This window comes from Psychrobacillus sp. NEAU-3TGS (assembly GCF_029955155.1).
Taxonomy (GTDB): Bacteria; Bacillota; Bacilli; order Bacillales_A; family Planococcaceae; genus Psychrobacillus.
The window spans coordinates 396,957-410,297 of sequence record NZ_JAPNOZ010000004.1 but is presented as its reverse complement, the minus strand read 5'-3'; the positions used below and the strand labels follow the sequence as shown (position 1 = coordinate 410,297).

Below are 13,341 nucleotides of genomic sequence, written 5' to 3'. Positions count from 1 at the left end.
CTACTTCGGACTCTTCCTAGTTAAATTATATACCTATTTTACCTAATTTAATCCGTATGTCAATATCTATCGTTTACAGATGAGCGATTATGGTATAATAATTCTTGATTTGGGGGTCGAATAATAAATGAAAAAATGGATGGAAAAAATCCACTTTTATACAGAGAAAATGAATGAGTGGCAAACTACTAAATGGGCGAAAGGATTGCGAATTTCTTCTAGTGTTATATGGAACTTGTGCTTAATATTCTTGGTCACATTCCTTGCGCTCGGAGTATTTGCAGCTTCCGTAGGTGCCGGTTATTTTGCTTCTTTAGTGAAAGAAGAACCACTTCGAGCTAAAGAAGATATGAGAGCGGATGTGTTTAATTATGAAGAAACGTCTGAAATATATTTTGCAGAAAATGTCTATTTAGGAAAGCTAAGAACGGATCTTGAACGTACGGAAACGAAGCTTGCTGCCGTTTCTCCATATGTTATTGATGCGGTACTGGCGACAGAAGATGAATACTTTGAAGTACATAATGGAATTGTACCGAAAGCAATTTTCCGTGGTTTGCTTCAAGACGTTACAAATTCGGATACACAAACTGGTGGCTCTACTTTGACGCAACAGTTAATAAAAAACCAGATTCTAACAAACGAAGTGTCGTACGAACGAAAAGCTAAAGAAATCCTCTTGGCTATGCGTTTAGAACATTTCATGACAAAAGAGGAAGTCTTAGAAGCGTATTTAAATATCATTCCATACGGACGAAATGCAAACGGAAGAAATATTGCAGGAATTGAAACAGCTGCAAACGGTATCTTCAATGTAAAAGCAAAAGATCTTACATTGCCACAAGCCGCCTATATTGCCGGTATTCCACAAGCTCCATTTGCCTACACACCTTTTAGACAAGGTGGAGAAAAAAAAGAGGGTGAAGCACTGCAAGCCGGTATCGAGCGTATGAAGACAGTGCTTTTCCGTATGAAAGAAACAGGTTATATTTCGCAAGCAGAATATGATTCTGCAGTAAATTATGATATTACTCAAGATTTTAGAGAGCCTGAAGTGGTAGCAGAAGAGAAATATCCATGGCTAACAGCAGAAGTAGAAAACCGGGTAAAAGAGATTTTAAGAGTCCAATTAGCTAGTGCAGATGGAATTGACCCGGAAAGACTAGCAAAAGAACCTAAATTATTAGAGAAATATAATATAATGGCTGAACGCTCTATTCGAACAGATGGATATCGCATCCATACAACGATTAATAGAGACATGTTTGAAGCGATGTTAAAAGTAAAAGATGAATTCGAATACTATGGACATACGTATACGAAAGAAGTAAAAGATCCAAATACCGGCGAGATCGTTACAAAAGATTTCCCTGCTCAAGTTGGGAGTATGCTAATTGAAAATAACACCGGGAAAATTCTATCGTTCCTTGGTGGACGCGATTATAATTTAGAACAATATAATCATGCTACACAAGGGGTAAGACCAATTGGGTCAACGATGAAGCCTTTACTTGTATATGCACCTGCAATTGAATATGGAGTCATTGGTGCCGGAAGCCCAGTTGTGGATATTAAACTGGACAACCTAAAAGGGACGACTTGGGCTAAATCACCAGCTAACTACACGATTGCACAAGAAAAAGGGATTATTTCAGCACGTAGTTCACTGATGACTTCCCAAAACTTATCGACGATTCGATTATATGATTTAATTATGGATCGAAAACCAACTGATTTCTTGTTAAAAATGGGATTTGAACATATTGAAGAAAATGAATATGCAAACCATGCGCTTTCTATAGGCGGGATGACAAACGGTGCTACAGTGGAAGAAAATACAAATGCATTTGGTACTTTTGCTAATAATGGTCAATTTATCGACGCCTATATGATCGAAAAGATTGAAAGCGTGGATGGAAAAGTTATTTATCAACATGAAATCGAGCCAGTGCAAGTCTTTAGTCCAGCAACCGCTTATATTATTACTGATATGATGCGTGACGTATTATCCGGTGGTACTGCGAAGTTAGCAAATTCACGACTTAAATTCCAGTCCGATTTCGCTGCTAAAACAGGAACAACCCAAAATCATAATGACTCATGGCTCGTCGGTTATAATCCAAATATCTCTTTAGGTGTATGGCTTGGTTACGATGATAATACAAAATCTTTATTTTATATGAATAATCGCTATAATCATCCTAGTGTACGAGTCAATATGCTGTGGTCTAATATGATGAATGCTATGTATGATGTGTCACCAGAACTAATCGATGCACCAAACGCTTTCCAAGTTCCTGAAGGTGTAGTTACAAGATCTTTCTGTGGAATTTCTGGACTAGCTCCTTCCGATGCATGTGCACAAGCAGGATTAGTTAAATCCGATTTGTTTAACGCTGCTGCTATGTTACCAACCGCAGCAGATGATAGTCTAATCTCCTCTTCTTATGTGGTGATAAACGGCAATAGATATCGCGCATTGGATGCTACTCCAAGGGAATTTGTTGTGCAAGGAGGCTATGGTGTAAACCAAGACTTTATCACACGAATGCTTGGAAGATTTGGTGGGAATGCTAGTAAGCTGTTCCCAGAGAATTCTAGTTTTGGTGGAAATGTTGTTTCAGAAGAAGTATTTAATGCAGATGGTAGCCCACCTTCAGCGGTAAATGCTACGATATCTGGAAACACCATTACTTGGTCCAAATCAGCGTCTTCAGACGTTGTTGGTTATCGTGTGTACCAAGTGGTGGATGGACAAAGAATGCTAATGGCAACTAAAGCGGAAGCCGAATCTCCTAGTCATACAATTAGCGGTCCTGGTCAATATATTATTGTATCTGTAGACATTACTGGTTTACAATCAGGCGCTTCCAATATTGTATCACTAGAAGTTCAACAACCTGAAACACCAACAGAACCAGTCGTGCCTCCAACAGCTCCAGAAAATGGAGAGGATGACACGACAGAAGAAGAAGAAGAAATAATTACTCCTCCTGTTGAAGAAGAACCAGCCGAAGAAGTAGATACTACAACTGCAAGAAGATAATAAAATAAAGCCACAACAACCTAAACTTGGTTGCTGTGGCTTTTCGTTATATATTAATCTTCCATCGTAGATAAATCGCCAGTTGGCAATTTTAACTCCCAAGCCTTTAAAACTCGGCGCATAATTTTACCGCTTCTTGTTTTCGGGAGCTTATCTTTAAATTCAATTTCTCTTGGCGCTGCATGTGCAGCGAGTCCTTTTTTCACAAACTGCTGAATATCCGCAATTAGTTCATCGGAAGGCTTATACCCTTCATTTAACGCAACAAATGCTTTAATAATTTCACCGCGTACAGGGTCCGGTTTACCAATTACGCCTGCCTCTAAAATAGCAGGATGCTCCAGTAGTTTACTCTCTACTTCAAATGGTCCTACACGTTCCCCGGAAGTCATAATAACATCATCTACTCTACCTTGGAACCAAAAGTATCCTTCGTCATCCATATAAGCAGAATCTCCCGAAAAATACCATTCATCATTCATAAAGCTAGACTCATATTTCTCTTTATTATTCCAAATTTGACGCATCATCGAAGGCCAGCCTTTTTTAATTCCTAAATTGCCCATCGTGAATGGTGGAACAATATTTCCTTGATTATCAATGATCGCTGCTTCTAATCCTGGAAGTGGTTTCCCCATAGATCCTGGCTTAATCGGTAGGCACCCAAAATTACAAATCATTTGAGCTCCTGTTTCCGTCATCCACCAAGTATCATGTATGCGTAATTGGAACACTTGCATTCCCCATTTTATCACCTCTGGATTCAATGGTTCTCCAACGGATAAAATATGACGTAAAGAGGATAAATCGTGTTTTTCAACGATAGCATCTCCTGCTCCCATCAGCATCCGGAAAGCAGTAGGCGCACTATACCATACTGTTACTTTGTAATCTTCAATGGCATTATACCATGCATCTGGTGAAAAACGACCACCAAGAACAAGTGATGTAGCACCTGTTAACCAAGGTCCGAATATGCCATAAGAAGTACCAGTTACCCAGCCTGGGTCAGCTGTACACCAATACACATCCTCATCCCGAATATCCATAACCCATTTCATCGATTGATATTGTTGAACCATTGCATAGTGTACATGTAGAATTCCTTTTGGTTTTCCTGTGGAACCTGATGTATAGTGTAGGATCAACCCATCTTCCTTATCTACCCACTCAATATCAAAAGCATCCGAAGCATTATGTAATGCTTTGTTAAAGTCAATAAACTTATCTGTTTCCTCTATGTTATCCCCTACTAAAAATACCGTTTCTAAGTTCGGTAATTTTTCTAAAGGTACTCTTCCCAATAATTCAGGAGTTGTCACAATTGCCTTTGCTTCACTATCCAATAATCGGTCGTATACTGCTCCTTCCATAAATGCTTCGAAAAGAGGTCCAACAATCACACCTTTTTTAACAGCACCTAAAAGTGAAAAATATAATTCTGGAGATCTCGGCATAAAGATGAATAGTCGATCACCTTTTGTTAAGTTAGAATATTCCTTATAAACATTTGCAGCTTTGTTTGTCCACTTTTTCATATCTGAATACGTATACGATTCTTTTCTATCTGCATCTTGATAATATAGTGCGACTTTGTCTTTCTTGTCAGACTCTGCATGTCTATCAATGGCTTCGTATGCCATATTTACTTTTCCAGTTTCATACCATGAAAAGTTTTTTTCTGCATCTTCCCACTTGAAAGTTCTTTTTGTTTCTTCATAATCCTTTAACTGATAATCCCCTTGTTCGACTGGTAACAATTCAACTACCTTCATCCTATTCACCCTTTCTATAACTATACAAAAACTATACACTTCTATTCTACAATACTTGTTCACAGTTTTGCCAATCTTTTTATTTTTACGAATGTTCCATTACGTTTCATATACATCCATCTATTTTTTGTAGAAATCATGTATAATAGTGTTAAATGCGTTTATTTTTATAGGTGGTGAAATCGTGATACACGAAAAGACGTATAATGCGTTGGAAATAGAAACAAAACATGGTGCTGTCATTGTCGAAGGACCGATTCCTTCAGATGTAATAGCCGATTTAACGTTTCATGAAGATCTAGTAGCCTTTCGGGCGCCTGCCCAGCAGCATAAAGCAATTATTGAAATTGCCAAATTGCCTGAAGGAAGAATTATTATTGTACGAGACCAAGAGACTATCGTTGGTTATTGTACATTTCTTTATCCGGATCCACTGGAAAGATGGTCGCAAGGAAAAATGGAAAACCTGATTGAATTAGGGGCAATTGAAATAATTCCAAAATTTCGCGGAACTGGTATTGGTAAAACACTATTACGCGTTTCAATGATGGATGATGCAATGGAAGATTATATAACTATTACAACGGAATATTACTGGCATTGGGATTTAAAGGGTACTGGTTTAAATGTATGGGAGTACCGTAAAGTGATGGAGAAAATGATGCAAGCTGGCGGCCTTGAATATTTTGCAACGGACGATCCCGAGATCAGTTCGCATCCCGCTAATTGTTTAATGGCTAAAATAGGCAGTCGAGTGAACGACGAATCCATTCAACAATTCGATCAATTACGATTTATGAACCGGTTTATGTATTAGATAAAAATTATATTTTTTCTAAGGGGTGTATGGAAATGCTTGTAGAAGAAATTATGAATACATCGGTACCGACTTTAACACCTACACATACGATTAATGATGCATTATTGCTATTAAAAGCAAAAAGAATCCGCCATATACCAATCATTAACGCAAATAAAGAAATACTAGGAGTAGTAACAGATCGCGATTTAAAGAAAGCAACACCATCTACATTATTAAACAGTAACAACCCCGAAGTGTATGAATTACCGTTAGAAAAAATAATGACAAAAAATCCAATTGTGGGCCATCCATTAGATTTTCTAGAAGAAACAGCTACTATTTTTTATGATAATCGGATAGGCTGTTTACCTATTGTTTCACAAGGAAAATTAGTCGGTATGATTACGGAATCTGACTTATTGTATAAGTTTATTGAACTGACGGGCTCACATCAACCAGGCTCTCAAATTGAAGTTCGCGTTCCAAACAAAACAGGTGTATTGTTTGAAGTTTCGAAGGTTTTTTATGAACAAAAAGTGAATGTATTAAGCGTACTCGTATATCCCGATAAAGCAAATGAAGATTATAAAATTTTAGTGCTTCGTGTAAAAACCATGAATCCACTCAAACTCATCGAAGCATTACGAGCTGATGACTTCGAAGTACTATGGCCAAATCATCCGGGAAAAATTTTATGAAAAAAAATGCTGTGTTTGTCTTTTCTGAAGACCAGTTAGGCTATAAATTTTCAGAAACGCATCCATTCAATCAAAAACGCCTAACTCTAACAGTCGATCTTTTAAAAGAAATGAATGCTTTATCACCATCGGATATCGTAGCACCTCGCATTGCAACAGATGAAGAATTAAGTTTAGTACATGATCCTGGGTATATTGAAATCGTCAAAAAAGCAAGCCTGGAGAAAAGTGAAACAACCAATTATGAAAGCTATGGTATCGGAACGGAAGATACCCCTATTTTCCCACATATGCACGAAGCGAGCGCAAGTCTTGTTGGGGGTACGCTAACCGCAGTGGATTACGTTATGGAAGGGAAATCTGTGCATGCACTCAACATAGGTGGGGGGCTCCATCATGGATTTAAAGGACGTGCTTCAGGATTTTGTGTATATAATGATAGTTCAGTAGCTATTAAGTATATGCAGCAAAAATACAATGCACGTGTTCTTTATATCGACACGGATGCGCACCATGGGGATGGTGTACAGTGGAGTTTTTATGATGACCCCAATGTATGTACTATTTCCATTCATGAAACTGGCAGATACTTATTCCCTGGCACAGGTAATATTACCGAAAGAGGAACTGGTGAAGGATACGGGACTTCATTTAACTTTCCGATAGATGCTTTTACCGAGGATGACTCCTTTTTGGAAATTTATCGGACAGCACTTCGGGAAATTGTAGAAGCATTCAAACCTGATGTTATTTTAAGCCAAAATGGTGCAGATGCGCATTATTTTGATCCATTAACCCATTTATATGGAACGATGAATATTTACCGAGAAATTCCTAAACTTGCCCATGAATTGGCACATCAATACTGTGACGGAAGATGGATAGCTGTTGGTGGCGGTGGGTATGATATTTGGCGTGTCGTTCCTCGTGCTTGGTCTCTTCTTTGGATGGAAATGAATGATATAAAAACACCTGAAGGCAACTTACCAAAAGTTTGGCTCGATCGTTGGTCAAAAGAGTCACCAGTTCCATTCATTCCGACTTGGATGGATCCAAATCCATTGTATGAACCAATTCCACGTAAAGCAGAAATAACAGAGAAAAATAAACAAATGCTCGAAAAAGCACTATACGCGCTTCGCAATCAGCAGTCATACAAAAATCACCAGTAACCATTTTGGCTACTGGTGATTTTCTATCCCGCATTAACGGGCAGTAAGGCTCCCACTTCAAAATTTGAGAAAAGCGAAAAGATAAGTCGGAGATCAACTGCCCGTAAAAGCCCGTTTGGTTTAACTAACAATCAGTGGGAGATGACTCCCACTGATTGAAGTTTCCCTTTATTTGACGGAGTCTCTTTCCTCAATTCGATAAGGAAGAACGACAATTTGTTCGTCGATTTTTTCTTTGTTCATAAATTTCGTTAATAATCGCATAGAAACTGCGCCAATATCGTATAAAGGTAATACGACACTTGTTAACTGTGGTCTAACCATTCGAGCCAGTTTAGAGTTTTCAAAACTGATGACTTCGATGTCATTTGGTACATTTAGTCCACTATCCTGTGCCCCATGAATCAAACCAATTGCAATCTCGTCATTGCCTGCAAAAAATGCAGTTGGAGGATTGTTAAGTTGCCCTAATTCTTCCCATGCAGCAAGCCCATCATCGTATGTATTATCTACACCTACGATCAAGTTATCATCAATTTCAATATTTGCCTCTTTTAATGCTTTTTCATAACCAGAACGTTTATATACGCGATCGATGGTCGAGTCCATATTTCCAGAGACAAATGCAATACGAGTATGACCATTTTGGATGAGGCGATTTACAGCGTCCACTGCTGCATCATGATATTCGATATTGACAGAAGGAAATGATTCAGATGTTTCCACGGTGCCTGCTAAAACAATCGGTACGCTCGATCTTTCCATTTCACTAAGCATATCCTTCGTTACTTCATCACTCATCATCACAATTCCATCCACTTGTTTACTAAACAATGTAGAAAGTAGCTGTACTTCTTTATCAGCCTGCTGGTCAGAGTTCGTTAATATAATATTATAGCGATACATGGTTGCTATATCTTCTATGCCTCGCACTAGTTCTGCGTAAAATACGTTAGAAATATCCGGTATTATTACCCCTACTGTTTTTGTTTTCTTACTAGCCAACCCTCTAGCTACTGCATTCGGTCGATAGTCCAATCGCTCGATAACAGCTAACACTTTTTGACGGGTTGCTGGCTTGACGTTTTGGTTTCCATTAACTACACGTGAAACAGTTGCCATCGACACATTTGCTTCTCTTGCTACATCATAAATGGTTATAGTCAACGCATATCCCTCCTTCACATTTTTTACTATTTATATTATATATAAATAATACTTGATATACCCTATAATTTTCAATCAAATAGTAAAACCGACTCTATAAGAAGAGTCGGTTTTGTGAAATTTTTCTACTTATGCATGCACTTCATGTGTTTTCATGAAGTTTTGTAATGAATTATAGAACTCATCGAATTGCTGTAAATTCATTTGCTGTGCAGCATCTGATAACGCAACTGCTGGATCTGGATGAACTTCAGCCATTACTCCATCTGCTCCAATTGCGATAGCAGCTTTAGCTGCAGGTAAAAGAATATCACGACGTCCTGTTGAATGTGTAACGTCTACAAATACTGGTAAGTGTGTCTCCTGTTTTAAAATTGGCACTGCTGAAATATCTAATGTATTACGGGTAGCACGCTCGTATGTGCGGATTCCGCGTTCACATAAAATGATTTGGTCATTTCCTTGTGACATTATATATTCTGCTGCATGTATGAACTCATCTAGTGTAGCTGCAATACCTCGTTTTAATAACACCGGCTTATCAATAGAACCTACTGCTTTTAATAATTCGAAGTTTTGCATATTACGAGCACCAACTTGCACTACATCTACATAGTCAAGCGCTTCATCTAAATGGCTAGGTGTGACAATTTCAGACACGACTGCTAGGCCATATTCTTGTGAAATTTGTTTTAAAATTTTAAGGCCATCTAATCCTAGACCTTGGAAATCGTAAGGTGATGTACGTGGTTTATACGCTCCCCCACGAATTAGCTTTAAACCTTTTGCTTGGATTGCAGCTGCTACTTCTGCTACTTGTGTATATGACTCTACTGCACATGGACCAAACACGAAAGAAGGTGCTCCTGTACCAATTTTCTCACCGTTTATTTCCACGACTGTGTCAGCAGATTTCTTTTTACGAGATACTAATAATGCTTTCTTTTGATCATCCACTTGTAATTCCAAAGCAGTTTTGAATATTTCTTTAAAAATATGCTCAACCGTTGATTGTGGTAGTGGACCAGCGTTATTTTCTTTTAAGTGATCTAACATATGTCTTTCACGAAGAGGATCATATCTATTCACACCTTGCTTTTCTTTAACTCTTCCTATCTCTTTTACAACACCGGCTCTTTCATTGATTAACTGTAGAATTTCTACGTTGATCTCATCTACACGACTGCGTAGAGCTTCTAAATCCATATGACTCATAGATATTTCTCCTCTCTTCTTTCCACCGACACTTTATATCGACTGAAAATTATGATACATTTTTAAGTATAACTCATATTATAATCAATGTTTGTGAAAATGTCACGCATTTTTATTTTAGCGATTCAACTCGCTAAAGTATTTGCCTGAAAAAGGACGTGGGAAATTGGCATCTAAGTTATTTGCATTAGATATAGGAACAAGATCTGTAGTTGGAATTATATTAGAAGAGCGCAATGAGACCTTTCATGTTGTCGATATATTGGTCGAGGAACATAAAGAACGTGCAATGGTCGACGGGCAAATACATAATGTACTGAAAGTGGCAGAAGTAATCCAATCAATAAAAAAGCAACTGGAGGAAAAACATGGTCCACTTGAGAAAGTGAGCGTTGCTGCAGCTGGACGAGCGTTAAAAACTGAACAAGCAGAAGTTAAACTGGATATAAAAAATAGACCAATCTTTTCAGAGGATGATATAAGCCGACTAGAGCTTTCAGCCGTTCAACAGGCACAAAATAATATTGTACAAAACGACACTGAAACGGAATCGAGCCATTACTACTGTGTTGGATATAGCGTTTTATACTACCGATTAGATGGTGAGGAAATCGGTAGTTTGGTAGACCAACAAGGTCGTGAAGCATCTATAGAAGTAATCGCAACCTTTTTGCCAAGAGTAGTTGTCGAATCATTACTTTCTGCATTAAAGAGAGCTAATTTGGAAATGGAAGCTTTAACATTAGAACCTATTGCAGCGATTAATGTACTTATCCCTCCAACTATGCGGAGACTTAATGTTGCACTTGTAGACATTGGTGCTGGAACTTCCGATATTGCAATTACAGACTTCGGTACAGTTGTTGCATATGGCATGGTGCCCAATGCAGGGGATGAAATTACAGAAGCATTAAGTGACCATTACTTACTTGATTTTCCACTTGCAGAAGATGCAAAAAGAGCGATTAATACGAATGATTTTATACCAATACAAGATATTTTGGGATGCGAGCAAAACATTCCGAAAGAAGAAATGGTAGCAGCGATTAGACCGGCAATATTAGAACTAGCCACATCTATTTCAACTGAAATTCTTCGGTTAAATAATAACCGATCAACAAAAGCGGTCATGCTAGTGGGTGGAGGAAGCTTAACCCCTTCCCTTACAACAATTTTAGCTGAAAAACTAAATTTACCTGCAAATCGTGTGGCAGTCCGAGGAATTGATGCTATTCAAAATTTAACAAAAGAAGCACATATTCCTGTATCTCCTGAACTGGTTACACCGATCGGAATTGCGATTGCAGCAAAACGTGCACCAATACAATATATGTCGGTAAAAGTTAATAACCAAGTCGTTCGCCTATTTGAGCTAAAAGAAATGACTGTAGGGGATGCACTGCTTGCAGCGAATATCCCTACGCGACAATTATACGGCAAACCCGGAGCAGCACTTTCAGTGGAAGTGAATGGGCAAACGATACATATTCCAGGTGAACATGGGAAACCAGCTGTAATTATGTTAAATGGCATGAAAACTAATACAAAAGCAGTGATAAAAAATAAAGATATTATTGAAATATTAGATGGCGAGAACGGAAAAGAGGGTTCCGCTTCTGTCCGTGATTTAATCGATAACGCTTCTGTCAAAACAATCTATTTTCAAGGTGTTGTACATACAGTTGAACCTACTGTAAAAGTTAATGGAAAAACAATTTCTATTGACACAGCATTAAAAGAAAGAGACAAAATAACAGTCGATACGCCACAAACAGTGGAACAAGTTTTACAAGCTCTTAAAAAAGAACATTATGTAGCAAAGTTGACTCCTTATTCCGTTACCATTAACGAAAAGATTCAATATATACCGGATCTGTCATCAAAATTATTATTAAACGGAAACATAGTAAAACTTTCGTATCCTGTTCAAGACAATGATGTTCTAGAGGTAAGTGCAACGAACTATCCTACCTTGCAACAACTCGCTGATCAATTGGAAAAGAAATTGACGGAACATTTAATAGTTACTTTCCAAGGAGAAGCAATCGAGCTAACGAGAGAATGTGCGGTTGTAACAATTGGGGAGACGAGAATCTCACCTACGGATAATATTCCAAGTGGAGCAAGCCTTCAATGGAAGAAGGAAAACCATTCTCCTTGGATTTTCCAGGATGTATTCCGTTTTACGAATTGGAATATGCCAGAAGGTGCTAGTTCGTTTCAAATTATTCGAAATGGTAGCCCCTCTCGATTTGATGAAGAAATTTTTGGTGGGGATCTATTAGAAATAATTCTTAAATAATAAAACACGAAACGAGTATATGCTCGTTTCGTGTTTTATTATTTATTCGAGTTATTAGTACCTGTTACCGCTTCTTTTAGCGCTTCTGCTACTGCAGTAGTATCTTCTTGTTCTGCAGTTACCTCGTCTGTTGTATTAGAAATGGTCTCCATATAATCCATAGGCTCTTCCCCTTCATATGAAGCGGTACCATCGTCTAAAGGAGACGTTGGTTGCCCTTTAATCGACTTCACTTTATCTACTAATTGACCTGATTGCTCTTGTAATTGCTTCGAGATTTGTGACGTTTTCTCTTTAGCAGTTGAAGAAAAATCTAACGTTTTTTCTTTTAATTGTCCTGCTTGTGTAGAGAGATTGCCACGAAGCTCTGATCCTGATTTTGGAGCTAACAACAATGCAGTCGCAGCGCCGATAATACCACCGATGAATACCCCAATGATAAAATCTTTTCCATTTACTTCTTCTTCACGATAAACATTATCTCTCGTTTCGTTGTAATAAGGGACTGCTGGATAATTTGGAGTTGCTTGTCTATCATACGATGCCTGATTTGCGTAATATTCATGATTATAAGTTGCTTCATTATAATTTGGTTTTTTTGTTTCGTGATTGCTCATATAAATTCCTCCAATTATAAATTTGTTTTTTTATTTTGTTCATAAGCATGATAACCAGCTTGCTCTAACTCTTTTCTTTCTTTCCATTTATCTCGTATTCCTAATACAACATTACTCCACTGGACAACTTGCGCTATTTTCTCTTCGTTCTTTGCTACCTCGGATGTAACAGAAGACGTTAGGCGCTGTATAGAATGGTTAAAACCACTTACAGAAGTACCTACATTTTTTACAGCATCCACAACTGTATTTAGTTTTTCAGACTTTTCCTGGATATCTTCCGCTAATCCGTTTGTTTTATGAAGAAGTTCCGCTGTTTCCTTTGTAACATTTTGTAGATTTGTATCAAGTCCATCTAATGTGTCCGCAACATTATTTAAAGTCTTTTTAACTGAAAACAATGTAACAGCTAGACTTATACAAAGCACTAAAAATGCAACTGCAGCTATAATAGCAGCTATGTATAAAAGATTTTCCATTTTGTCTTCTCCCCTTTTTTCATTGACCTATAACATTTTTACCCTAAAAGAATAAAATTAAACTTCTT

The 13,341-nt window shown here is 37.8% G+C and carries 10 protein-coding genes and 1 other annotated feature (1 of these 11 cut by a window edge); of the genes, 5 read left to right on the top strand and 5 right to left on the bottom strand.

What is annotated here, in order from left to right; genetic code table 11:
- Window positions 1–27 (bottom strand) — a binding site (T-box leader) (it extends 174 nt beyond the left edge of the window).
- Window positions 28–127: 100 nt separating this feature from the next.
- Window positions 128–3,046: a transglycosylase domain-containing protein gene (locus OR571_RS03025; protein ID WP_282241366.1), complete on the top strand. Its 2,919-nt coding sequence runs from the start codon at window positions 128–130 to the stop codon at window positions 3,044–3,046.
- 53 nt (window positions 3,047–3,099) lie between these two features.
- Here the strand turns inward: OR571_RS03025 and acsA are convergent, their stop codons facing one another.
- On the bottom strand, window positions 3,100–4,821 hold the full coding sequence (acsA, locus tag OR571_RS03020; protein WP_282241365.1) for an acetate--CoA ligase: 1,722 nt from the start codon (window positions 4,819–4,821) through the stop codon (window positions 3,100–3,102).
- Window positions 4,822–5,005: 184 nt separating this feature from the next.
- Between acsA and OR571_RS03015 the strand changes: the two genes are divergently transcribed.
- Genes OR571_RS03015 through OR571_RS03005 form a run of 3 tightly spaced genes read left to right on the top strand, consistent with a single transcriptional unit; the run spans window position 5,006 to window position 7,493 of the window.
- A complete protein-coding gene (locus tag OR571_RS03015) occupies window positions 5,006–5,638 on the top strand; it encodes a GNAT family N-acetyltransferase (protein ID WP_282241364.1) in 633 nt (210 codons plus the stop codon).
- Window positions 5,639–5,673: 35 nt separating this feature from the next.
- A complete protein-coding gene (locus OR571_RS03010; RefSeq protein ID WP_282241363.1) occupies window positions 5,674–6,321 on the top strand; it encodes an acetoin utilization AcuB family protein in 648 nt (215 codons plus the stop codon).
- Window positions 6,318–7,493 carry an acetoin utilization protein AcuC gene (locus OR571_RS03005; protein WP_481900353.1) on the top strand — a complete coding sequence of 392 codons (1,176 nt, stop codon included), beginning with the start codon at window positions 6,318–6,320 and terminating at the stop codon, window positions 7,491–7,493. Before OR571_RS03010 ends, OR571_RS03005 begins: the two co-directional genes overlap by 4 nt.
- 168 nt (window positions 7,494–7,661) lie before the next feature.
- On the opposite strand, the gene ccpA is transcribed toward OR571_RS03005, so the two are convergent.
- Both ccpA and OR571_RS02995 read right to left on the bottom strand, forming a co-directional pair.
- A complete protein-coding gene (ccpA, locus tag OR571_RS03000) occupies window positions 7,662–8,660 on the bottom strand; it encodes a catabolite control protein A (RefSeq protein WP_282241361.1) in 999 nt (332 codons plus the stop codon).
- A gap of 129 nt (window positions 8,661–8,789) precedes the next feature.
- Window positions 8,790–9,875: a bifunctional 3-deoxy-7-phosphoheptulonate synthase/chorismate mutase gene (locus tag OR571_RS02995; RefSeq protein WP_282241360.1), complete on the bottom strand. Its 1,086-nt coding sequence runs from the start codon at window positions 9,873–9,875 to the stop codon at window positions 8,790–8,792.
- A gap of 166 nt (window positions 9,876–10,041) precedes the next feature.
- Here OR571_RS02995 and OR571_RS02990 point away from each other — a divergent pair, with 166 nt between their 5' ends.
- Window positions 10,042–12,177 carry a cell division FtsA domain-containing protein gene (locus OR571_RS02990; RefSeq protein WP_282241359.1) on the top strand — a complete coding sequence of 712 codons (2,136 nt, stop codon included), beginning with the start codon at window positions 10,042–10,044 and terminating at the stop codon, window positions 12,175–12,177.
- A gap of 38 nt (window positions 12,178–12,215) precedes the next feature.
- Here OR571_RS02990 and OR571_RS02985 read toward each other — a convergent pair whose 3' ends face one another.
- Window positions 12,216–12,794 carry a YtxH domain-containing protein gene (locus OR571_RS02985; protein WP_282241358.1) on the bottom strand — a complete coding sequence of 193 codons (579 nt, stop codon included), beginning with the start codon at window positions 12,792–12,794 and terminating at the stop codon, window positions 12,216–12,218.
- 14 nt (window positions 12,795–12,808) lie between these two features.
- Window positions 12,809–13,273, bottom strand: coding sequence for a DUF948 domain-containing protein (locus OR571_RS02980; RefSeq protein WP_282241357.1), 465 nt, complete (start codon window positions 13,271–13,273; stop codon window positions 12,809–12,811).
- Window positions 13,274–13,341: the final 68 nt, after the last annotated feature.